20 protein-coding genes and 1 pseudogene are annotated in these 22,791 nt (G+C 66.5%); 8 read left to right on the top strand and 13 right to left on the bottom strand.

The window, feature by feature from the left end; genetic code table 11:
* Positions 1-363 precede the first annotated feature (363 nt).
* A complete protein-coding gene (locus JNK99_RS09590) occupies positions 364-507 on the bottom strand; it encodes a hypothetical protein (RefSeq protein WP_291851976.1) in 144 nt (47 codons plus the stop codon).
* 6 nt (positions 508-513) lie between these two features.
* The gene (locus JNK99_RS09585; RefSeq protein ID WP_291851974.1) at positions 514-2,025 is read right to left on the bottom strand and encodes an aminoacyl-histidine dipeptidase; all 1,512 of its coding nucleotides are present in this window, start codon (positions 2,023-2,025) and stop codon (positions 514-516) included.
* A 219-nt stretch (positions 2,026-2,244) separates the two neighbouring features.
* Here JNK99_RS09585 and JNK99_RS09580 point away from each other — a divergent pair, with 219 nt between their 5' ends.
* The gene (locus JNK99_RS09580) at positions 2,245-3,414 is read left to right on the top strand and encodes a GNAT family N-acetyltransferase (protein WP_291851973.1); all 1,170 of its coding nucleotides are present in this window, start codon (positions 2,245-2,247) and stop codon (positions 3,412-3,414) included.
* A 10-nt stretch (positions 3,415-3,424) separates the two neighbouring features.
* On the opposite strand, the gene JNK99_RS09575 is transcribed toward JNK99_RS09580, so the two are convergent.
* The 4 genes from JNK99_RS09575 to JNK99_RS09560 form a co-directional block, all read right to left on the bottom strand.
* A complete protein-coding gene (locus tag JNK99_RS09575) occupies positions 3,425-4,921 on the bottom strand; it encodes a metallophosphoesterase (protein WP_291851971.1) in 1,497 nt (498 codons plus the stop codon).
* A gap of 61 nt (positions 4,922-4,982) precedes the next feature.
* A complete protein-coding gene (locus JNK99_RS09570) occupies positions 4,983-5,795 on the bottom strand; it encodes a Sir2 family NAD-dependent protein deacetylase (protein ID WP_291851968.1) in 813 nt (270 codons plus the stop codon).
* Entirely contained in the window at positions 5,796-6,698 is a 903-nt protein-coding gene (locus JNK99_RS09565) for a radical SAM protein (RefSeq protein ID WP_291851965.1), read from the bottom strand. It lies immediately after the preceding gene.
* Positions 6,699-6,816: 118 nt separating this feature from the next.
* On the bottom strand, positions 6,817-8,562 hold the full coding sequence (locus tag JNK99_RS09560; RefSeq protein ID WP_291851962.1) for a cation:proton antiporter: 1,746 nt from the start codon (positions 8,560-8,562) through the stop codon (positions 6,817-6,819).
* 180 nt (positions 8,563-8,742) lie between these two features.
* On the opposite strand from JNK99_RS09560, the gene JNK99_RS09555 reads away from it, so the two are divergent.
* Positions 8,743-9,171: a hypothetical protein gene (locus tag JNK99_RS09555; RefSeq protein WP_291851959.1), complete on the top strand. Its 429-nt coding sequence runs from the start codon at positions 8,743-8,745 to the stop codon at positions 9,169-9,171.
* 11 nt (positions 9,172-9,182) lie between these two features.
* Here the strand turns inward: JNK99_RS09555 and JNK99_RS09550 are convergent, their stop codons facing one another.
* Positions 9,183-9,677, bottom strand: a complete 495-nt coding sequence (locus tag JNK99_RS09550) for an NlpC/P60 family protein (protein WP_291851956.1) — start codon at positions 9,675-9,677, stop codon at positions 9,183-9,185.
* Between the two features lie 173 nt (positions 9,678-9,850).
* Between JNK99_RS09550 and JNK99_RS09545 the strand changes: the two are divergent.
* The 5 genes and pseudogenes from JNK99_RS09545 to JNK99_RS09525 form a co-directional block, all read left to right on the top strand.
* Positions 9,851-10,117, top strand: a pseudogene (locus JNK99_RS09545) (aldehyde dehydrogenase family protein); the annotation flags it as partial.
* Positions 10,118-10,139: 22 nt separating this feature from the next.
* A complete protein-coding gene (locus tag JNK99_RS09540; RefSeq protein WP_291851952.1) occupies positions 10,140-10,790 on the top strand; it encodes a hypothetical protein in 651 nt (216 codons plus the stop codon).
* A gap of 253 nt (positions 10,791-11,043) precedes the next feature.
* Positions 11,044-11,910 (top strand): phosphate/phosphite/phosphonate ABC transporter substrate-binding protein, encoded by an 867-nt coding sequence (locus JNK99_RS09535; protein ID WP_291851949.1) that lies wholly within the window; start codon positions 11,044-11,046, stop codon positions 11,908-11,910.
* Positions 11,910-12,803 (top strand): phosphonate ABC transporter, permease protein PhnE, encoded by an 894-nt coding sequence (gene phnE, locus JNK99_RS09530; protein ID WP_291851945.1) that lies wholly within the window; start codon positions 11,910-11,912, stop codon positions 12,801-12,803. The genes JNK99_RS09535 and phnE overlap by 1 nt, the downstream gene beginning before the upstream one ends.
* Positions 12,800-13,666 carry an ATP-binding cassette domain-containing protein gene (locus JNK99_RS09525; RefSeq protein ID WP_291851942.1) on the top strand — a complete coding sequence of 289 codons (867 nt, stop codon included), beginning with the start codon at positions 12,800-12,802 and terminating at the stop codon, positions 13,664-13,666. The genes phnE and JNK99_RS09525 overlap by 4 nt, the downstream gene beginning before the upstream one ends.
* Here the strand turns inward: JNK99_RS09525 and JNK99_RS09520 are convergent.
* The 3 genes from JNK99_RS09520 to JNK99_RS09510 all read right to left on the bottom strand — a co-directional run bounded on the left by JNK99_RS09520 (position 13,595) and on the right by JNK99_RS09510 (position 17,519).
* Entirely contained in the window at positions 13,595-15,055 is a 1,461-nt protein-coding gene (locus JNK99_RS09520) for an ATP-binding protein (protein WP_291851939.1), read from the bottom strand. The two genes, JNK99_RS09525 and JNK99_RS09520, sit on opposite strands and share 72 nt — an antisense overlap.
* Positions 15,056-15,258: 203 nt before the next feature.
* Positions 15,259-16,335 (bottom strand): DUF3369 domain-containing protein, encoded by a 1,077-nt coding sequence (locus JNK99_RS09515; RefSeq protein WP_291851936.1) that lies wholly within the window; start codon positions 16,333-16,335, stop codon positions 15,259-15,261.
* Positions 16,336-16,577: 242 nt separating this feature from the next.
* Positions 16,578-17,519 (bottom strand): SdiA-regulated domain-containing protein, encoded by a 942-nt coding sequence (locus tag JNK99_RS09510; RefSeq protein ID WP_291851933.1) that lies wholly within the window; start codon positions 17,517-17,519, stop codon positions 16,578-16,580.
* Positions 17,520-18,043: 524 nt separating this feature from the next.
* Between JNK99_RS09510 and JNK99_RS09505 the strand changes: the two genes are divergently transcribed.
* The gene (locus JNK99_RS09505) at positions 18,044-19,441 is read left to right on the top strand and encodes a patatin-like phospholipase family protein (RefSeq protein ID WP_291851930.1); all 1,398 of its coding nucleotides are present in this window, start codon (positions 18,044-18,046) and stop codon (positions 19,439-19,441) included.
* Positions 19,442-19,447: 6 nt separating this feature from the next.
* Here the strand turns inward: JNK99_RS09505 and mnmC are convergent, their stop codons facing one another.
* From mnmC to JNK99_RS09490, 3 genes are all read right to left on the bottom strand, one after another.
* Positions 19,448-20,668, bottom strand: coding sequence for an FAD-dependent 5-carboxymethylaminomethyl-2-thiouridine(34) oxidoreductase MnmC (gene mnmC / locus JNK99_RS09500; protein WP_291851928.1), 1,221 nt, complete (start codon positions 20,666-20,668; stop codon positions 19,448-19,450).
* A gap of 20 nt (positions 20,669-20,688) precedes the next feature.
* Positions 20,689-22,200 (bottom strand): lysine--tRNA ligase, encoded by a 1,512-nt coding sequence (lysS, locus tag JNK99_RS09495; protein ID WP_291851926.1) that lies wholly within the window; start codon positions 22,198-22,200, stop codon positions 20,689-20,691.
* 56 nt (positions 22,201-22,256) lie between these two features.
* A partial coding sequence (locus JNK99_RS09490; RefSeq protein WP_291851924.1) for a peptide chain release factor-like protein occupies positions 22,257-22,791 on the bottom strand: 535 nt, incomplete at its 5' end.

Here is a 22,791-nt window from a genome sequence, read left to right as displayed (position 1 = left end):
GCTCCACGAGAGACTGGTCGCACATCGCAGAGGTGGCACTCAACCCGGAGCGCGACGCCGCCGTCATCCTCGCTGCCAACACCGCACATACTCAGCAGCAGGCTGCTTGACTCAGGCGACAACTACCTTGACGCGCGCCGCACCGTGAGGCGTGGTCTGGAGGAAGCCCAATCCAAAGCGGCGGGACGATGAACAAAAACCGGAGATGAGGCGTGATGCTTCCGGGGCGAGCGGGCACGTGGCCGCGCAGCCCGCCATTTGCGGTTGCGGTGCCTTTTGTCAATCCGGCGACTATGCAGCGAAGGTCTCGGCCTGCTCAAGGATGGTCCATTCAAGGTCAAGTTGTTCCTCGGCCCCAATCAATCAAAGATTCCGGTCGCTCTGCCCTCTGACCGACGAAAAACCGGGGGAAGCCCGGTTGCCGGGCAGGTCGGCGATCGCACGCCTCTGCTGCTTGCCGGAGGGCATGGTGTCGGTCGGCAGCAGTTGCAGGTCTTCGCTGTTCACGCCGCCTCACTGCTCGGCGGCAGGCACGGCTGGTGCCGTGGGCGAAGCGATGGCGGCGAGGATGGCCTGCAGCAGTTGCCAGCACTGCCCCACCGAGGCGATGTCGACGCGTTCGCCGGGCGCGTGCGCGCCACGAATCGTCGGTCCGAAGGAGACCATGTCCAGCTCCGGGTAGCGGGCGGCGATCAGGCCACATTCGAGACCGGCGTGGATCACCTGCACCTTCGCTTCTGCACCGAACTCGTGCCGGTACACTTCCCGGCAGCGCGCAAGCAGCGGCGAAGCGGCATTCGGCGCCCAGCCCGGATAATGACCTGACTTGTCGACGGTGGTGTCCGACAGGGCAAAGAGGCTGACGATCTCGTCAGCCAGGGCGTCACTGCGGCTCTCGAGCAGTGAGCGGATCATGAAGTTGCAGTTCCCTTGCTCCGGCCCGACGGCGACCATGCCGAGGTTGCTGGAGGTTTCGACCACCCCGCGGAGCCGCTGGCTCCAGTGGTGGACGCCGTGCGGGGCGGCGTGCAGCGAAGCGAGCCAGACCGTCTGGTCGCGCGCCGACATGACCTGTCCGGCGCTGGCGGCGGTGCAGGTAATGCTTACCCCCTCATCGACACCCAGCAGCTCCTGGCGCAGCAGAGACTGCCAGGTTTGCAGGCTGGCGCTCAGGGCCTTCCCCTGTCCGTTCGGCAGGGCGAGCCTGGCGACCGCCTCGCGTGGCAGGGAGTTGCGCGCCGAGCCACCGGTCAACGTGCAGAGGCGCAAGGGCAAGCGGTTTTCCAGGTCACGCAGCACGCGCACCAGCAGTTTGATCGCGTTGCCTCGCTCGGCGTGGATGTCTACGCCCGAATGCCCGCCGCGCAGGCCGTGCAGGTCGATCCGCCAGACCTCGCAGCCGGCCGGCACGGTCTGCGCGTGACCCGGGCGGGCGACATCGACATCGAGACCACCGGCGCTGCCAACGAAGAATTCGCCCCATTCCTCGGTGTCCAGGTTGAGCAACAGGCGACCTTGCAGCACGCCCGCCGCGAGGCCGTGCGCACCACCCATGCCGGCTTCTTCATCGACGGTCAGCAGCGCTTCGAGCGGTCCATGCGGCAGCGTGCTGTCGGCCAGCGCAGCGAGGATCAGCGCGACGCCGATGCCGTTGTCGGCGCCCAGCGTGGTGTGCTCGGCGAACAGCCAGCCCTCCCGCTGCAGCGGCCGGATCGGGTCACGCGAAAAGTCATGGGGGCTGTCCGGATTTTTCTGGCAGACCATGTCGAGATGCGCTTGCAACACGACGCCGGGTGCCTGCTCCCGGCCGGCGCTGGCCGGCTTGCGGATGAGCAGATTGCCGGCTGCGTCGACGGTGGCGGCCAGGCCTCCGGCCAGTGCCCAGGCGCGGAGGTGATCGCGCAGTGGCCCTTCGGCCTTGGGTTGACGGGGAATGCGACAGAGGGTGGCGAAATGGGTCCACACGGCGGCCGGCTGGAGGTCGGCGAAGACGGGGTCGATCATTGCCTGGCTTGTGCTGCTCATTCTTGACGGGTCCGGAAGGTGGGCGTTCCTGCGTGGCGGGCAGGATACGCAAAAGTGGCGGCCGCTTCCAGTCTCGCCGCGGATCGCAGCGATCGATGGGTGGCTCGTGGTTGCTCACCGTTTGTCGGTGGCTCCTTTTTGCGGCGGGTTGTGGCAACATCCACCGCCTGCAGCAGCGTCGGCAAGCACACCTGCCTGCCCCAAGTCGTGGAGTTCACCTTGTTTCCTCAGCTTTCGCTCAGCATTGCCGCCTCGGCCGCGGCTGTTCCGCGCCCGGTCTGGGATCGGCTGTGCCCGGCCGGCCACCCGTTTCTCAATGCCGATTATCTGCCGATTCTCGAGCGCCATGGCGCGGCAGGAGCGGACAGCGGCTGGCTGGCGCGCCACTTGGTGGCGAGCGACGAGAACGGTGTCGTCATCGGCTTGTTGCCACTGTACCTGAAGAGCCATTCGCACGGCGACTTCATCTACGACTGGTCGTGGGCCGCCGCTTATCGCCAGTGCGGTCGGCCGTACTACCCGAAACTGATGAGCTGCCTGCCGCACACGCCGGTCGGCGGGCCCCGTCTGCTGGTCGCCGCGGGGCCACAGGCTCCGGCGATTCGCCAGGCGCTCGTGGCCGGTGCCCAGGAGCTGCTCGGGCGCTCGGCTGCGTCGTCATGGCATGTCGCTCTGCCCGGCGACGAGGAGATCGATCTGTTGCGCAAGGAGGGTCTGCTGATCAGCCACGATGTTCAGTTCCACTGGCTCGATCCGGGCTGCGGCGACTTCGACGGTTATCTTGCCACCTTCAGCGCCGCCAAGCGCCGCAAGGTCCGCGCCGAGCGGCGGCGGGTGGCGGCGAGCGGGCTGTCGATCGAGACCCGGCACGGGAACGAGATCGAGCCGGCCGAGTGGCCTGCCTTGCACGCCCTCTACGCCAGCACCTTTGACCGGTTCAACAACCATGCGGCTTTCTCGGCCGCCTGTTTCGCCGACCTGGCGGCAGCGCTGGGTCGCCGGATGGTCGCTTTCATCGCTCGCGCACAGGGGCAGGCGGTCGCGGTGGCGATCTGTTTTCGCAGCGACGAAGCGCTTTTCGGGCGCTACTGGGGTTGCGACGGCGACTACCCGAGCCTGCATTTCGAACTTTGCTTCTATCAGGGGATTGCCTATTCTCTGCGTGCCGGGCTGCGCCGCTTCGAGCCGGGGGCGGGCGGCGAGCACAAGCTGGCGCGCGGGTTTACGCCCACCGTCGTTCATTCGGCGCACTGGATCGCCGATCCCGCGATGCGCCGGATGCTGGCCCGCCATCTCGCACTGCAGGGCGAAGCGGTGGCCGACTATCGCGACGAGGCGGCCACTCATCTGCCGTTCCGCCGCGACCTGGCGCCGCCCTGGCCGGCTTGATGCCGGCCGTCTAGGGCCGCGCCGGGAAGGTGCAGGCGGCCTCCCTGGCTTCGCCGTTCAGCCGGCAGTGGCTGATCTCCTGCCCGTCGGCATCCATCAGGCGGCCGGTCCACGCCTCGCCGTGCCTTTCGAGCAGCAGGAAGCCGTAGCGGTTGAGGACGATGCCGCTGCTCGCGGCGACGCCCTCGTGGAGCCGTCCGCCGGGTTGTGCGCTCTCCTTGCTGCCCGGGGCACCGCCTTCGTAGAAGGGCGAGAGCGGGTCGAAGGCCTCGAGCTGGGTGCCGCCGGTGCCGACGATCAGTTGCGCCGGTCTTCCCGCCGGGTGGTTGACCGGATCGGCGGCAGGCGCGAAATTGATCGTCTCGAAGGCATGCTCGTGGCCGGCGAAGACGAACTGCAAGCCGGCCGGCAGCCTGCCGTGCAGCGCACTCTGCAGCGCGTTCGGCGGCGCCGAGGCCGGCAGCAGGTCATACCACAACGGTTTGTGGATGAGCAGCCAGGCCGGCTGCCTGGCGGGCAGCGAGTGCAGCCTGGCCAGCGTACGCTCGAAGATGGCGACATCGCCCGCTGTGGCGCTGGCCGGCAGATAATCGGGAAATGCAGCATTATCGGCCACCACCAGCGTCAGCCGCTGGCCGAGGTCGATGCGATACGCGTTGGCGGTCAGATTGTTGGCCAGCACCGACTGGCTCGGGCTTTTGTAGGTCTGGTTGGGGCAGGGCTGGTAGGGCAGCGGCGACAGGAAGCGCATCCAGCCTTCGCCGCCGCGGTCGCAGTTCTCGTGATTGCCGCGCACGACGATCCACGGCGCGGCAGTCAGCAGCACCGCTGCCGGGGTGAAGAAGTCGGCGTCCCAGCCGTCCCAGCCGTAGCCGATCACCACCTTCCTGTCGTTCAAGGAGGCGCAAAGGGCGGGGTTGTCGCAGTACTCGCGGTAGTGGTAGTCGCCGAGGTGGATCACCAGGTCGGGCTGCGCGTGCGCTGCGGCGGTGGCGATCCGTTGCCACGGCCAGTCGGCCGGGCTGGCGCAATCCTGGATCGGATCGGCCGGACCGCTGGCCGGCACCTTGATCCGGCAGCCGGTGTCGCCGACCACGACGATGCGTTGCGGGTCGGCACCCGGCATTGGGACGGGCTGTCCGTCGATGCTCGCCTGACGGGTTGACGCGGGCAGGCCCAGTTCGCAGGAAGTCACCGCAAACCCGGGCTGGAAGGCCCGATTGTCGTGCGCCGGGTCGGCCGGCCGGCCGGCCGGCGTCGCCCTGGCACGCGGCACGAGCGGTCGGGTGCTGCCGTCGACCCGGGCGATCGGACAGTCGGCGGTGGCTCCGACAATGGCGCGCAGACTGATGCTGCCATCCGGTCCGAGTTGCGTCCAGCGACCGAGCGTGGCGGATTCGCCGCCTGGCCGGGTGGCGCAACCGGCGAGCAGGCCGAGTGTCGCCAGCAGCAGCACAACCGGGTGGTGCGAGGTGTTCGCAGAGGGGGGGCGGGGCAGGGCTGGCATGGTCGGTTCGCGTCTGCTGGTCTCGGGTTGCAAGGTGAATCGGTTGCTTCGGGTGGTGGTGTCAGTCAAGGCAGGCGTCGATGGCGCGCAGTGCGGCGAGGCCTCCGGCGGCGATCGAAACGCCCTTGCCGGGCGGGAGCTGCGGCTCGCCCGGGTTGATGCGGATCAGCCTGCCCCGGCTGCGCTCGCCCAGCAGGCGCACCGTTGGGATGTTCGTGCCGGCGCCGACTTCGATCACCAGCAGCCGCTCGACCTGCTGCAGCCAGTGATGCAGGCGTTCTTCCTGCGCTGCGGTGCGTCCGGCCAGCCAGCCCTGGTCGCCGAACATCAGGATGTTCGGCCGGGCGATTGCCCGGCAGTGCGGGCAGCGCGGAAGGTCCGAGGTGAGCAGGCAGTGCTCCTCGTCAATCAGCGGCTGCAGGTCGTCGGCCGGCCAGATGCCGTCGTGACAGGTGTCCAGGCATTGCAGGTGATGGATCGATCCGTGGCACTCGACGAGGCGGTCGTCGGCGAATCCAGCCCGCTGGAACTGTCCGTCGACATTGCTGGTGAACACGAAAACGCCGTTCGGCAGGTTTTCGCCGATGCGGCGCAGGATGGCGAAACCGGCATGCGGGATGGTTTGCCGGTAGAGCTGCAGGCGATGTCCGTAAAAGCCCCAGGCGAGGCGCGGTTGCGCCACGAACGCGGCCGGATTGGCGATCCGTTCGAACCCGATGCGCGCCCGGCCGAGTGCCGGGTAAACACCCCAGAAGCCTGGTCGGCCACGAAAATCCGGCAGGCCCGAGTCGACGCCGATGCCGGCGCCGGCGGTGACCAGCAGCCCGTCGGCCTGGCGGATCAGATCCGCACATGCCCTGTAATCGGCCGTCACCTACAGCCCCCGCGCCCAGGCCGGGCGTAGCGGTGCCGCTTGCGGGTGGGCGATCGCCTGTCGTACCTGCTGCAACAGGCGCAGCTTGTCGGCACCGAGCATTCCCTTGAGCACCAGCCAGTTCGAGGCGTGATCGCTGCGAAACACCGTGCGTGCAAGTTCCAGACGTTCGAGGAAACGTTCCATTTCGACGAACAGTTCGCGTTGGTCGAGTGGCCGCCAGCCCGGGAAAGCGTTGCGGAAGCGCTGCTCGCCGAGCGGCAGGCTGAGCACCAGGGTCGCCAGATATTCGGGTTGCGTGGCATTGGCCAGACGCGCCGAGTGATCGGCGTGGCGGAGTGACAATTCGGGCCCGGCGAGGCCGTTGAGAATCATCACCGAGCGTCTGATGCCGGCCTGGCCGAGCTTGTCGAGCGCCTCAAGCGTGGACGCAAAGGTCTCGCCCTTGTTGACCCGCTCCAGCACTTCGTCATCACCCGATTCGGCGCCGACATAGGCGATCGACAGGCCGGTAGCGGCCAGTTCGCGCAGTTCGTCGACCGACTTGCGCCGCAGGTTGCGTGGCAGGCAGTAGCTGGCGACGCGGCGCACCGCCGGCAGGTGGGTCCTGATCGCGTCGAGGACGGCGAGCAGGCGACGGGTGGGCAATGCCAGTGCATCGCCGTCGGCCAGGAAGACGCGCCGGATCTCGTTGCCGAAGCGTTCGCCAGCATGCCGGATGTTCTCCATGACCTCCGCCTCGTCGCGTGCGCGAAAGCGCTTTTGCGGCGCGGTATACATCTCGCAGAAGGTGCAGTGATTCCACGAGCAGCCATCGGTGAGCGGCAGGATGAGCGATTCGGCTTCGCTCGGCGGGCGGTAGACGGGTTCGACGTAGCGGATGGGGAGGGTGTCGTGCAGCATGTCCGGCGACAAGGTGTTCGAGCGGAAATCAGGTGCATATTAGCGCGCTTTCCAGTTGCCGATGCCGGTTCGGTCGCAACGGGAAACGGGCAGGTCGCCAGCCGCCACTGGCGTGTCTTCAGGCTGGTGTCTCGGGCGGCGTGTGCGGCGCTGCTTCCGGTCCGTTGCGTACCAGGGCGTAGTCGGTGCTGCGCACGCCGTGCAGCAGCATGCCGGTTTCCTCGGAGGAAATGCCCAGCGCTTCGAGACTTTCGGCTGCCAGTCGCAGGCTTGCCTCGAGCGTCTCGGGAAAGGCCTGGCTGACCCCGGCCCGCAGCAGTGCGTCGCAGGTGCTGAGGTCGCGGGCGCGCGCGACGATGGTCACTTCCGGCGCCTGTGCGCGAATCAGTGTTGCTGCGCGGACGGCGGCGTGGCGGTCGTCGATGGTCAGCACCACCAGTTCGACACGCTGCAACGAGCCGCTGCCGAACAGCTCCGGGTTGCCGATGTCGCCGTAGAATACCGGATGGCCCTCGCTGCGCCACTTGGCGACCAGCTCCGCATCGCTATCGAAGGCGACGTAGGGAATGCCGGTGCTGGCCAGGATCGTTCCCACCGTATGGCCGACGCGGCCGTAGCCGGCGACCAGCACGCGCGGGGCATTGTCCTCGCCTTCCGGGGGGTACTGGAAGCGCTGGTGCACGCCGGCCGGCTCGCTGGCCAGGCGTTGGGCCAGGCGGTTGCCCAGCTTGACCAGTACCGGGGTGAGCAGCATGCTCAGCGAGATCACCGCCACGGCCATGACGAACACCAGATCGTCGATGACGCCCAGCGCCTTGGCCGCGCCGAATACCACGAAACCGAACTCGCCGCCCTGCGAGAGCATGAAGGCGACGCGCGCCGCCGTGCTGCGGCCGGTACCGAACAGCAGGCAGAGCGTGTAGAGCACCGCCACCTTGATGCCGATGATGACCAGTACGTGCAGGGCGAACTGGAACGGGTGCTGCGCCAGCGCCGCGACGTCCACCGACATGCCGACGGCGACGAAGAAGAGACTCATCAGCAAGCCCTTGTGTGGTTCCAGCGTGGCCTCGATCTGCATGCTGTAGCGTGAGGTCGAGAGCATCATGCCCATCAGGAAGGCGCCCAGGGCCATCGACATGCCGGCCAGATCCATCGCCCAGGCAGCGGCGAGAACGGCCGCCATTGCGGTGAGGAAAAATGCCTCGCGATTGTTCTGGCGGGCCAGTCGATCGAGCAGCCGCGGTACCAGGTAGCGGCCGATGACGATCACCAGACCGACCATGGCGACTGCCACCGCGATCTGCCTGAGCAGCGGCATTTCCTTGGGCAGTGGTCCACTGTCGGCGAGCACCGGCACCAGGGCGAGCAGTGGTACTACCGCCAGGTCCTGCATGAGCAGTATGGCGAAAGCGGTCTGCCCGTGACGGCTGGCGATTTCACCCTGATCCCTGAGCATCTGGATGACGAAGGCGGTGGACGACAAAGCGAAGCTGGCGCCAATCAGGATTGCTGCCGGCCAGCCGGGCAGAAACAGCTTCATGTAGAGGGCGATGACCGCCGCCGAGACGAGGATCTGCAGCGATCCCAGCCCGAACAGCGTGCGTCGCAGGTCCCACAGACGGCGCGGCTTCATTTCCAGGCCGATCAGGAAGAGCAGCAGAACGACGCCGAGTTCGGTGAAGTGGCGCACGTCGTCCACCTCGGTGGTGATGAAGGGTCCCGGGGTATGCGGCCCGACGATGATGCCGGTCACCAGCAGCCCGAGGATCGACCCCAGGCCGAAATGCCGGAACACGGCGACGGCCATCGAGGCGACGATGAGCAGCAGTACCGCGGAATAAACGAATGATCTGGGGTCCATGATCAGCCTTTCGAGGGGTGGTCGCGCGCCCGCGGGATCGCCTGATGGCGGAGCAACGGATATTAGCGCGCTTTAGCGCTCTGGTGGCGGCGACTCTGCTGGTGCTAAGATCGCGGGCCGACGGGGCTGCACGCGCTTGCGTGGCGGCAGGGGAAGAAGGCGTGTGGAGGAGGGCGTGTCATGCAGCGTGCAAGAATGCTCGCGGCCATCTGGCTGATCTTTGCGGTTAACCCGGCGTCACTGGCGCAGACCCATCTGAAACTGCCGAGCGGCGACGATGATTATCGCGAATTGCTCGAGGAGCAGCGCAGCGGGCCCTGCGAAACCTGCGGTGTGGTGACGGCGATTCGCACCCGGACGCACGAGGGAGCGCGGCGGCGCAATCCGGCGCCGGCGCTGGCTCCCAGTCTGGTGAGCACGCCGATCATCGGCACCGGTAACGTGGTCGAGGAGGCACGCAACGTCAATGCGCCGGTGACGACCTATGTGGTGACCGTGCGCCATGAGGACGGCAGCTTCGCTTTCATCGAACAGTACGACGAGCCGGCGGTGCGCAAGGGCGACCGGGTGCGTGTCTTCGAGGGGCGTGTCGAGTTGCGCAACGATTAGGCGCGTGGGGCCTAGTCGAAGAAGGTCCTTGCCGTCTCGAAACGTTGCGCGTAGTAGCGCGTGTCGAGCTGGTCGATGCGCACGCGGCCGCTGCCCGACGGTGCATGGACGAAGCGATCGTCGCCGATGTAGATGCCGACGTGCGAGAACGAGGCGTTGCGCGTGTTGAAGAAGACGAGGTCGCCGGGGCGCAGGCCGCTGCGTTCGACCGGACGTCCGCGGCGGGCGATGTCTGCCGCGCTGCCGCTTACCTTGATGCCGGCCGCACGGCCGTAGATGTAGGACACCATGCCGCTGCAGTCGAGACCGGCTTCAGGATTCTTGCCGCCGAAGCGGTAGCCGGTATCGATCAGGCTGAGCGCAAAGAGCACCACGTCGTGCGCTTTCTCGTTGCCCGGCGGACGGTCGGGCAACGCCTGTGCCGGGCGTCCGGGCGTCGGTGGCTGGCTGGCACAGGCGGCCAGAAGCAGGGCGATGGTGCAGGCGATCAGCAGATGGACACGCATGGTGCACAGTATAAACTGCAGTTTTCGAGGTTTCGGGGAGATACGCCATGCAACTGGCTGATCCGCGCCTGTTGCGCTCGCTGTGCTACCTGGATGGTCGCTGGCAGGCCGCCGATGATGCCCGCCCTTTCGCGGTGCGTGACCCGGCGACCGGTACCACCCTCGCCGCAGTGCCGTTGATGGCGGCCGGCGAGACGGCGGGCATGCGCGTCGCGCGTGAGGAGACTTTCGGACCAGTGGCGCCGGTGTTCAGGTTCGGCGACGAGGCGCAGGCGGTCGGCATGGCCAACGACACCGAATTCGGGCTTGCCGCCTACTTCTACTCGCGCGATGTGGCGCCCTTCGGTGGCGTCAAGCAGTCGGGAATTGGCCGCGAAGGATCGAAACACAGGATCGACGAGTCTCTCGAGTTCAAGTACCTGTGTTTCAGCAACGTCTGAAGCGGCGGGCCGGGGAAGGCAGATGAAGCTGATCATCGTGCTGTTCTTCGTCGGACTGGTCGTCGCGGCGATTCTCTGGTGGCGTGCCCTGTTCAGGCAGCGCGAAGGCTTCATCGACCGCTATCCCTACGCCAGCTTGCTCGACCGGCGTCTGGCGGCGCGCCGGCCGGAGTTGAACGACGCGCAGAGGGCGCTGGTTTTCGAGGGGCTGCGCGATTACTTCCAGCTCTGCCGTGTGGCCCGGAATCGCCTGGTGGCGATGCCCTCGCAGGTGGTAGACGACGCCTGGCACGAATTCATCCTGTTCACCCGCCAGTATCAGAAGTTCTGTCGGCAGGGGCTGGGACGCTTCCTGCATCACACGCCGGCCGAAGCGATGCGTGCACCGACCGATGCACCGGAGAGCATCAGGCGTGCCTGGCGGCTGGCCTGCCAGCGCGACGGGATCGACCCGCGCCTGCCGAAGTCGATGCCCCTGCTGTTCAGCCTCGACGCCATGCTCGGCATCAGCGGCGGCTTCGTCTATCGGCTCGACTGTCTGGCGGCGGCGCAGAATGCTGCAACCAGCAGCTTCTGTGCTGGCCACATTGGCTGCGGCGGCGGTTGTGGCGGCGGAGATGGCGACTCGTCGTCGAGCGACGGCTGTGGTGGAGGAGGGTGCGGCGGCGATTGAACCCGCTGCTGCGCGCGTCCGGTGGTGCCGGCCAGATATTTTTCAATTCAATCAAGGAGCAACCATGAAGTGGCCAGGCGAGCGGTGTAACTCTCTCCTCGATTGTCATCATGTCGAACTGCTGCGGGAACCCGCAGGACCCGATTTCGGGATGCCGACTGTAAGGAATCAGGCAGTCGTCTCGACCAAGCCAGCACACCGTGGCGGCGCATGATTCTGCGCCGCGTTGTCTTTTCGTCAACCGGGATCTGCCATGAAACGCTTCGGCCACCTTTTCGCTCTCCTGTTCAGCCTGCTGTTGTCGCATGCTGCCTTGGCCGGCGGGCCACCCTTGAAATTCGGCGTCGGCCTTTTCCAGCCGGACAAGGACAGGAACGATGCCACTTACCGGCCGCTTGCCGGTTACCTGGCGGCGCGGCTCGATCGCCCGGTCGAACTACGTACTGTCGATAGCTGGGAAGGACTGGCCAAGTCGCTGGCCAACGGCGAAACGGACATTGCCCTGCTCGGACCCTGGGGTTACGTGCTGGCCAATAACGAGGCGGGTGCGCAGGCGGTCGCCACCATCCTCTACGATGGCAGGCCGGAGTATTACGCGATCATGATCACGCATCCCGCTTCGGGCATCAGGACGGTCGCCGACCTCAAGGGGCGGACCTTCGCCTTCGGCGACAAGGGTTCCACCTCGGGCTACCTGATCCCGCTGCATTACTTCATGACCCAGGGAATCCATCCAGAGACCTATTTCACCAAGATCCTGTACACCCGGCATCAGGCGATCGAAACCCAGGTCACTCAGGGAGTACTCGATGCCGGCGCCGATTACAACCGCAACCGGAACGCGATGATCGAACAGGGTCTGATCCAGGCCGAGCAATCGCGCATCTTCTGGCAATCGGCTCCCCTGCCCAACGACGCGGTCGCCGTTAGCCGGGCGCTCTACGCCGACCAGGCTTTCGTCACCCGTCTGCAGGCCGCGCTGGTCGATGTGGCCGACGCACTGAAGGCCAATCCGGCCCTGCTGCCGCCCCATTACACCGGTTTTGTCAGCCGCGACAACAGCTTCTACAAACCGATCCGCGATGCCGGGCTGGCCATCGGCAAGCTGCAGGCCAGGTAATGTCTTGGCTGGCGTTCTCCGGCAGCCGGGCCGATCGCCTTGGTGGCCGCCTCGGCTTTCCTGCCCTGACTCTGGCCTATGCGCTGCTGGTGGTCGCCTGCCTCGCATCGCTGGCGGGCGAAGGCGAGCTGTCGCTCGGGCGCAATCCGCTGGCCAACCTGGCGAAAACGGCGGTGGAGTTCGCCCGTCCGAGCTTCATCGATGCCTGGTTCGGCAATCCGTGGCTGGAATACCGCAGCGACGACGGCAGTCTGCTGCGCGTCGAGAATCGGCAGGAGGTCGAGCGTGGCTATCTGGCCGGGCTGGCCGAGGCCACCTGGACGACCATCCGCATCGCCACGCTGGGCTCTCTGCTCGCCGCACTGCTGGCCTTGCCGCTCGCCGTTCTGAGTGCGCGCAACCTTGCCGTACCGCGGCCGCTGGCCTGGCTGGCCAGGGCCGTGCTCGACGTGGCGCGTGCGATTCATACGCTGGTCTTCGGACTGGTATTGGTCGGCATCGTCGGTCTTGGGCCGACTGCGGGCATCCTGGCGATCGCCCTGCATTCGCTGGGTAGTTACGGCAAGCTCTTCGCCGAGTCGATCGAGACTCTGGACATGGCCGCCATCGACGCCGTGCGCAGCGTCGGCGCCGGCCCGGTTCAGGTGTTCTTCAACGCCATCTGGCCCGCAGTCCTCCCCCAATTCGTTTCCAGTCACCTGTATGTCTGGGAATTCAACATCCGCGATTCAACCATCCTCGGCATCATCGGTGCCGGCGGACTCGGCCTGCTGATCTCCGAAGCCACCGCGCTCTTTCAATGGGGGAGGCTGTCGACCGTCCTGCTCGTCGTCTTCCTGCTCGTCGCCTCCTTCGATGCCATGAGCCGGCGGATCCGCAAGGCACTGCTTTGAACGGCGACCCCGTCGCGCGCGCGGTTGCCCTGAGCGGGCTGGTCTGCCGGGCAGCAGACCAGCGGACTTTGCTCGAGGTCGACGAGTTGCAGGTAGCCCAGGGCGAGCGGATTGCCATTATCGGGCACAACGGCTCTGGCAAGACGACCTTGCTGCGCCTGCTGAGTGGCTTCACGCGCCCGGCGGCGGGCTCCGTCGAGGTGCTCGGCCGGGCGCTGGCCGACCCCTTGCCTGCCGCCCGGTTGCGCAATCTGCGCTGCGAGGTCGGTCAGGTTGTGCAGGGGGTGCCTCTGGTTGCTCGGCTGACGGCACTGGAGAACGTGCTGATCGGATCGCTTGGCCGTGTCGCCGGCTGGCGCGGCTGGATGCGCTGTTTCCCGGCAGAGGAAGTGTCTCGTGCCGAAGCCGCCTTGCAGGCCGTCGGTCTCCAGGCGCACGCGCCGAGGCGAGCCGACAGGCTGTCGGGCGGCGAGAGGCAGAAAGTGGCGATCGCCCGTCTCCTGCTGCAGCGGCCACGCCTGATTCTGGCCGATGAGCCGACCGCCGCGCTTGATCCGTTGGCGGCGACCGAGATATGCCGGTTGCTGGCCGGGGCCGCGCGCGGGGCGACGTTGATCAGCGTCGTGCATAACCCCGTGCTGCTGCCGTTGCTGGCCGAGCGGGTGATCGGTCTGAAGCAGGGGCGGGTGGCGTTCGACCTGTCGCTGGCCGAGGTCGGCGAGCAGGAACTCGGTGCTCTGTATCGCGCCGGCAGCGCAGTTCCGCCCGCCGACTGGCGCGCTGCCAGTCAATCAAGCAGCACTCGGATCGATGGCGTGACGGGGTTCACCGGCAACTCTCTGGCCAGCCAGTCCTGGCGGTGATGAAACGCACACTGCCGGGTCGAGCGCGACCTTTTGCTCGTCGCGCGCCGCCGGTGTGCAGCGCGGCAGTTCCAGGGTGAAGCGGGTGCCGGCCCCCAGGGTGCTTTCGACCCCGATGCGGCCGCCGAGCACTCGTGTTGCCAGGGTGTGTACGATGCTCAGACCCAGGCCGCTGCCACCCTGTCCCAGACGGGTGGTGAAGAAGGGATCGAAAACCCGCTCGAGGTGTTGGGGGGCAATGCCGTCGTCGTCGACCGCGAGCTCGACCTGATCGGTGGCGATGCGTCTGCCAATAAGGTGGATGCTTCCTTCGGTGCGTTCCGCGAAGGCATGGATGACGGCATTGTTGACCAGGTTGGTGACAATCTGGCCGAGCGGGCCAGGGTGGCTGTCGAGCCAGATCTCTGCTTCGATGTCGGCCACAACCGCGAATGACCAGGTCTTCAAGGTGGGTTGCATGGTGAGCAGGATCTCGTCGATCAACTGGTCGAGCCGGAACGTACGGCGCTGGGTACTGGTCTGGTCGACGGCCAGCTGCTTGAAGCTGCGGATCAGTTCGCCCGCCCGCTGCAGATTGCGCAGCAGAATGTCGGTTGCCGTTCGGCTGTCCTTGAGGTGGCGCTCCAGGCTCGAGCGGCGCAGGTTGCCGACTTCGAATTCACCCCGGAAGGTGGTGTTGTGGCCGTCCAGCGCGGTGACCGCCAGCATGCAGTTGCCGATCGGCGTATTCAGTTCATGCGCGATGCCGGCCACCATCGAGCCGAGCGCCGCCAGTTTCTCGGTGCGAAACAGCTCGCTTTGCGCCCTTTGCAAGGTGTCCAGCGCCTGCACCAGTTCCTCGTTGGCCCGGGTCAGTTCGTCGGTCCGTTCCTTTACTCGTTCCTCGAGCGTGGCATTCAGTTCGAGCAATGAGCGCTCGGCCCGCTTCTGCTCCGTGATGTCTATGGCCATGCAGACAAAGCACGGGCTGCCTGCCTCGCCAGGGATGTTGAACGTGGTGCATAACAGATCACCGGCGCTGCCATCGGGACGGATGAAGCCTGACTCGTAGGGCCCCACCGGAGCAGTTTGTGCCGCATCCGCCAGTACCGCAGTGAACGCGGCTGCCTGCGCCTCGGTAAAAGCGAGCTGGTCCGGCGTGCCGCCGATGGCCTGTTCGCGCGGGATGCCATAGATCCGTTCCGATGCCCGGTTCCACATCACCACTCGGCCGTTTCCGTCGTACCATTGCACGGCGACGTTGGGTGTCTGCCCGATCGTTGCCAGCAGGCGCTGTTCGCCGAACTGCAGTTCAACCTGCGCCTGGTAGAGCACGAACAGACGTTCACGCTCGAAGGCGGCACGCAGGTCCCGCAGCAGCAGAACGCGGCCAAGGGTTATCCTTTCCATTTCACGCGTGTAGTAGGAGTGCTCGCCGCGCAGCTCCTACTTGGCTTGGTTGAGCGCGATGGTCGCCGCCTTGACGGCATCGGCGCCGTCACCGTCCGCCTCGTGCCAGCCGCAGCAACCCGATGGTGGCAGAGATGCCGTGTTCAACACCGTCGATCAGAAACGGTCGACGGAAGATGTCCCGCAGATGCTCCGGACCCAGGTCACCATCGGCACCGAGCACGCCGAAGGTGTCGCCGGCCACGCGTGCGAGGTGGCAGGCGGCCGACAGCGATTGCCGCATCGACGGCCCGGACGAAGGCGAGGCGGTTCGAGACGTGCAGTAGCTGATCCTTGAGATGCTCGAAGAGGACCACATTGTCCAGGCCGACCGTGATGTTTGCGCGGAAGACCTCGAGCAGGCGGCGCCCGGTCCCGTCGAGCGGCACACCGGTTGCGAGATGGAGCGCCATGTCATGGCCGGATTCCGCCCCGAAGAACCGCGTGCTTGCCCCGTCGTCGTAATCGCAACGGAGTTCTCGCAGGGCACGTTCGCGAGCGGCGACGACCTGCGCTTCGGTGACTTCGGCCAGCAGTTGGTCGATGCAGCGGGTGAAGCGACCCATGGCAGCGATGATGACCGGCGGCAACCGGTCATGCAACTGGTCACGTGTGCAGACGATGCCTTCCGGTTCGAGTCCGAGGAGGTCGGCGATCTGGGTGATGATTCCGGCCGCGAACTCCCGCGTACCATGGCGGGCCATCAGCCTGCGGCTGGTGCCGATGATCATGTCGAGGCCACGCCGGGTGGCGTTGATCGTATGTACCTGCTCGTAGGAACGGATCACTGCGGTCAGGGTGGTGTAAAGAGCGTTGCTGGAAAGCTCCGACTTGGTCTTGTCGTCGTTGATGTCGTAATCGCGGATGGTGTCGATTTCGGGCGCATACCCCGGTTGCCCGGTGCGCAGGATGATGCGTGCCTCGCTCATTCCGAGCTCCGAGCGGATGGTTCGTACCAGTTCAAGGTCGGCATGCGGGTGCTCCATGACCACGTCGAGCAGAATCACGGCAACATCCTTGTCATGGCGCAGGATGGTTTCGGCTTCGCGCGCCATATGGGCATGCAGGAATTGCAGACCGCGCCCAAGGATTCGCGCGTTACCGAGCACGAATTCGGTGGCTTCGTGCACGTCATCGTCGACGACCAGGATGCGCCACCGGCGGCTGGCAGGTGTCAGCAGGGTATCGGCCGTGTCGCCGATCAGCGACAGGAAATCGTCGTCATCGTGTGTGGTAATCATGCTTAACCGAGCCATCGACCGACGGGGCTTGAACACCCTGTTCGTCTGGTGCCTGTCTCGCGCCGGAATCCGGAGTGACGTTACCGCCTGTGCGTCGCCAACGCACGGCCGGGAATCTTGGCAGATTGTTCGGCCTCCTCTCTCATGGTGAGCGAACATTTCGCCTGCTGGCCGCCTCTTGGCGCGGGTCTTCCGGGCGACACTAGCGGCCGGGCTGCCGGGGAGGCAGAAGACGGTTCCGGTTAGCGCGCAGGGGGAACCGGAGCTTGCCGGGTTGTCTCGTGATCCGACCGAGCCGCGGGCTGGACGACCTGCTCCTTGCGGAAGACATAGAACAGGTTGTGTTCGCTGACCATGTAGAGCGTTCCGGTTTCGTCCACCGCCACCCCTTCGGCCTGCGGAATATTGTGCTCGAGGCCGTTCATGCCGCGCAGCAGGGTAATGAAACTGCGCGGCTGATAAGTCTCGCTCAACTCCAGCAGTAGATGCGATTCCTGCGACAGTGCCAGGATGTGGCCGCTGTTCGGGTCGACGGTGAGTGCCGCGAGGTCGGTCATGTAGTCGCCCAGTCCCCGGATTTCCTGCAGCTCGCCAATTGTCCGGCAGCCATCCGACGGCAGTTGATAGAGCATCACGGGGTACTTTTCCTTGCCCAGCAACAGGCGCCGATTGCGTTTGTCCCAGGCCAGCCCTTCGAAACCCTTGTTGGGGTCATCGGCGTGGCCGAGGTCGACCTGCTGGATGAGCTGCTCGGTGCGCAACTCGCGGGTATCGGCGTCGATGCGGAAAATGGACAGCTTGTGCTGGCGTTCGTCGGTGACCGCCAGGCAACCCCCTTCCAGCACCGCCACGCCTTCCAGATTGGACGCCCCGGGCAATCGAATGCTGCGCAGGATCTCGCCCTCCCGCGTCAGCTCGATCAGGAGAGGTTGCTTGCCGCTGACCGCGAACAGGGTTCCGGTCGCCGGATCGTAGGCCAGATCCGAAAACTCTTCCCTTTCGAAGCCCGCCAGCTCGATCTGCGACACTGCCCGGTAGCCCGGCAACCACAGGCCGGCTGCACGCTCCTGCGGCGAACTGCGCGACTCATCCAGCCAGAGCAGGGCGCGTGCATCGAGGCGCAGGAGATGTACGGTGGTGGCGCAGAAGGCCAGCAGGCACCACAGGAGAACGGTCCGCGACACCCGCGGGGAAACGCGTTTCAATGGCAGACAGGGCGAAGGAAAGAGAATGAGTATCTGTGGCCTTGCCGGTCCTGTCAACGAAGCAGGCTGGCCGTTAGCGGGACGGATAATGGGCATGTGGAGTGGGCTCGGGAAGCGATACCGGCCGTCCTTGCGATAGCAGCCGGGTTTCTCGTGCTGCCGCGTCAGAGGCGGGCCGGGTGGGCAGGACGTCGCAGCTTTCGCCCTTGGTCAGGCCGTTTCGCCCGCTGTGGCTGGACTTCTTCATGATCCACTGGGACAGGTTGCCGGGATGAAACACCTGAATGTCGCGCGCTGCACGCCAGCGAATTGACCGCCTTCGAGCCGGGCACCTATACTTCGGAGAACGCTGCCGGGATTGTCGGCCGCTCGCCGCACCCCTTTGCCTCCGAATGACGGAAGGGCGGCGCGCAGGACACAACGGGGTGACGGTGCGACCAACGGTGCCTGGTGGCTGGCTCGCCGGCCACCGTGCTGAATACGCTCTTGTGGGGGAGTTTTGCGTGAAGGTGCATCTGGTTCTCGGTGCAGGGGGCATGAAAACCCTTGGCTATGCCGGCGCACTGGCGGCGCTGGCGGACCGCGGTGTCGACCATGCTTCGATCTCGGCCTGCTCGGCAGGCACCTTTTTCGGTGCCTGTCTGGCCGCCGCGGTGACCCCCCAAAAGCTGCTCGACACCGCCTTGTCGGCCGACCTGCGGCGCTATGTCGGCGAACCCGTGGGCGGCGGCCTGCTTGGCTGGCTCGGCCGGGGCATGTGGCGCTGGCCGCGTGCGCGCTTCAAGGAAGCCGGCATGGTGGAGCTGTTCCGTGAACTCGCCGGGGGTGATCCTGCTTTCGAGGATCTGGCCCTGCCTTTTGCGACCATCGGCGTCGATCTCGTTTCGTCGCGCCTGCTGGTTTATTCGAAGGTCTCGACACCGAAGATGAAGGTGTCGGAGGCGGTGCGCATCGCCACTGCGGTGCCGTTTCTCTACCCGCCGCATACCACCCCCGAGCGCGTCGTGGTGGACGGAGCACTCGCCTCGCAGTGTCCGGTCTGGCTGGCGACGCAATACCCTGGCGACCTGCCGATCATCGCGATCGTGCCGCGCCGCAGCCTGATTCACCCGCGACAGCTCGGTCTGGGCGCTTTTCTCGGCTCCCTGGTCGAGCTCGGTGGCGCCAGCCGGGATCTCTATCTGTTGCAACAGATGCAGCGTACCGTTCTGGTCGAGATCGACGCCGGCGACGTCGCCTACGACGAGTTCGACCTGAGCACCGAGCGGCGGGGAATGCTGATCGCCGCCGGCCGCCTGGCCGTCGAACAATGCCGCAGCCAGCTTGCCGCCTGCGCCAGCGCAGGTGCCGTCGCCGAAGCGGTGCCGGTGGTTGCCGGCCATCCACCCGGTTACGATGCGCTGGCCGAGAGCGGTGCGAGCGAGGTGATGGCGCGCGCCAACAGCCGCCTGTCCAGCGAAGTGCGGGATCGCGTGTTCATCAGCTATGCGCGGGACGACCGGAGCTGGGTGGACAGCTTCCAGGTGACGCTCAAGGGTAGTCTGCGCAACAAGCCGGTGCTGGTCTGGGACGATTCGCAGATCCGCAGCGGGGCGGCCTGGCGGCAGGAAATAGAACGCCAGTTGAAGACCGCCAAGGTGGCGCTGCTGCTGGTCACCAGCCACTTCCTCGCTTCGGACTTCATCAAGGATGTCGAGCTCAAGGCGATCCTCGATGCGGCGCGCAGAGACGGTCTGGTCGTCGTCTGGGTGCTGGTCCGCCAGTGCGACTGGCAGGCGAGCGAGCTGGAAGCGTTCAACTGCGCCAATGACACGCGACGGCCGCTCAATTCGCTCAATCAGGCCGACCTCGACGAGGCGATGCTGTCGATCGCGCGGCAGGTGCGGCTGGCCTTGTCCTGAGACACGTCACGGCCGAGCACCTCGATCGTTGGCGGGCCGACGCCGCTGCTGTCCCCGTCCGCGCAGCAGGAAGCGCCCGGGGTCGACGGCGCTGACCAGGTCATCGGAAATCGGCGGCGGCGTGCCGTCGATCAGGCAGGCGAGCAGTTCGCCGGCCAGTGCCGACCAGACGATGCCGCGTGCGCCAAAGCCGTTGATCAGGTAGAGACCGGGCAGGCGCGGCAAGTCGGCGAGTGGCGGCGCCGGGCGGCTGGGGGCGAGTGCCGCCGCGTCGGCGACGGCGCCGATCATCGGCAGGCGATCGGGCGACAGCGGGCGAAAGCCGACCCGGCCGTCGAGATCTTCCGCCCGCAAACCCCTGCCGTAGCCGGGCAGCATGAAGTCGAGTCTGGCCAGGTTCTCGGCGTGGTCGGCGCTGCGCAGCGCGGTGTCGTGATCATCGACCGCGAAGGTGGCGCCGGCGCAGCGCCGGCCGTCGATCGTCGGCGTCACGTAGCCGAGACGGCAGACGACGATTGCCGGCGCCGAGTCCTCTTCGGCAGGCAGATGCGAGACCTGGCCGCGCGCCGCGCGCAGCGGCAGGTGGGCGGCCGGGGCGAAGCGTCGGGCGTCGCCGGCGTTGGCGAGAATCAGGATCGGAGCCGCGGCGATCACTGCTCCGGCGGCATCGAGAGCGTGCCAGAGGTCCGCCCGATGTTCGATTCGTTCGACCGGGCGGCCGTAGTGCGGCGTGATCGCCGTCGCACGGTGCGCCAGGTTGGCACGGCAGAGCGAGGCGGGATCGACCCAGCCACCGCCGGGGAACCACCAGCCGCCGTTGGCGACCGGCCAGCCGGCGAGCTGGCTGGCCTGCGCGCGGTCGACGCAACGCAGTTCGTCGACCGCCGGCTGGTGCCGCTCGACGACCCGCCGCTGCGTCTCGGCGTGGCGGTCGTCGCGCGCCAGATGCAGCACGCCGGTCTGGCCCCAGCGCAGCGGCAGACCGGCTGCGGCGAGCGTCCGGCAATGGGCACGGGTCTGTGCGAAGCCGGCACGCGTCAGGCGCGCCAGGGGGTTGTCGTCGAGCGAGGGCAGCGGGCGAAGGACGCCGGCGAGGTTGCCGGAGGCGCCCTGGCCGGGGCCCGGGGCGCGGTCGATCAGGCTGATCGACCAGCCGCGTTCGGCCAGCCGATCGGCGGCGCTGCTGCCGGCCAGGCCGGCGCCGATGACGATCGCGTGGCGGCTCATGCGCCGGCTGGCGTCACCGCCTACTCGGGCCGCATCTGCGGGAAGAGGATCACGTCGCGGATGTTCGCCGCGTCGGTGAGCAGCATCACCAGCCGGTCGATGCCGACGCCGCAGCCGGCAGTGGGCGGCAGACCGTATTCGAGCGCGCGCACGTAGTCGGCGTCGTAGTACATCGCTTCCTCGTCGCCGGCCTCCTTGGCCTTCGCCTGTTCGAGGAAACGTGTCGCCTGGTCTTCCGGGTCATTCAGTTCGGAGAAGCCGTTGGCGATCTCGCGGCCGGCAATGAACAGCTCGAAGCGTTCGGCAATCTCCGGGTTGCGGTCGCTGCGCCGCGCCAGCGGGCTGACCTCGGCCGGGTAATCGATGATGAAGGTCGGATCCCACAGCTCGGCCTCGGCGGTTTCCTCGAAAAGTTGCAGTTGCAGCGTGCCGATGCCGGCCTCCGGCGCGGTATCGACCTGCATCGTGCGCAGTTTGTCGCGCAGCCAGGCGGTGTCGCCGAGTTGGGCGACGCTGAAGCCGGGATGGTGGCGGCGGATCGCCTCGATGATCGTCAGCCGGGCGAAGGGTTTGGCGAAGTCGAGCGTGCGCCCCTGATACTGGAAGACCTCGCAGCCGAGCGCCTGGCGCGCGCTGTGGCGCAGCAGGCCCTCGGTGAAATCCATCAACTGGCGGTACTCGGAGTACGCCTCGTAGAACTCCATCATCGTGAATTCGGGGTTGTGGCGCGGGCTGATGCCTTCGTTGCGGAAGTTGCGGTTGATTTCGAAGACCTTCTCGAGGCCGCCGACCACCAGTTTCTTGAGATAGAGCTCGGGCGCGATGCGCAGGAAGAGATCCATGTCGAGCGCGTTGTGATGCGTCTGGAAGGGCCGGGCGGTGGCGCCGCCGGGGATCGGGTGCATCATCGGCGTCTCGACTTCGAGGAAGCCGTGATGGACCATGTAGCCGCGGATCGACTGCACGATGCGGCTGCGCACGGCGAAGGTGGAACGCGATGGCTCGTTGGTGATCAGGTCTACATAGCGCATGCGATACTTCTGCTCTTGGTCGGTCAGACCATGGAACTTCTCCGGCAGTGGCCGCAGGGACTTGGCGAGCAGGCGGATGGCCGAGCAATGCACGGTCAGTTCGCCGGTACGGGTGCGAAAGAGCGTGCCGACGGCGCCGACGATGTCGCCCATGTCCCAGCGCTTGAAGGCCGCGTAGCTTGCCTCGCCGAGCTCGTCGCGGCTGACATAGATCTGGATGCGGCCGGCGAGATCCTGGATGGTGATGAAGGAAGCCTTGCCCATCACCCGCTTGAGCATGATGCGGCCGGCGACACGCACTTCGACCGGCGCCGCCGCAAGTTCCTCGCGCGTCCTGGCCTCGTAGAGCTCGTTGATCTTGCCGGCCGTGTTCTCGCGCGCGAAGTCGTTCGGATACGCCTGGCCGCCCTGTCGCCATTCGGCAAGCTTGGCACGACGTTCGGCGATGATGTGGTTCTCGTCCGGCTGCGGCGAGTCGGGTTGTTGATCGATCTGGGACATGATGGGCTGGATTCTCGCGATCAGTACGGTGGCGGGGTGCGTGGGGGTGGCACGGCTCACACCCCCTGCTTGAGGCTGGCTTCGATGAACTGGTCGAGGTCTCCGTCGAGCACGCTCTGCGTGTTGCCGACTTCGACGTTGGTGCGCAGATCCTTGATGCGCGACTGGTCGAGCACGTAGGAGCGGATCTGATGGCCCCAGCCGATGTCGGATTTGGCATCCTCGAGCTTCTGCTGTTCGGCCTGGCGCTTGCGCATCTCGGCCTCGTAGATGCGCGATTTGAGCATGGCCATCGCCTCGGCACGGTTGCGGTGTTGCGAGCGGTCGTTCTGGCACTGGACGACGATGTTGGTCGGCAGGTGGGTGATGCGCACCGCCGAGTCGGTCTTGTTGATGTGCTGGCCGCCGGCGCCGGAGGCGCGGTAGGTGTCGATGCGCAGGTCGGCCGGATTGATCTCGACTTCGAAGGAATCGTCGATCTCCGGGTAGGCCGACACCGAGCAGAAGCTGGTGTGGCGGCGGGCGTTCGAATCGAACGGCGACTTGCGCACCAGGCGATGGATACCGGTCTCCGAACGCAGCATGCCGTAG

Origin of the sequence: Accumulibacter sp. (assembly GCF_016789985.1) — a bacterium.
Taxonomy (GTDB): Bacteria; Pseudomonadota; Gammaproteobacteria; order Burkholderiales; family Rhodocyclaceae; genus Accumulibacter.
Note: the sequence above shows the minus strand (reverse complement) of the source record. Positions and strands in the feature narration are given on the sequence as shown.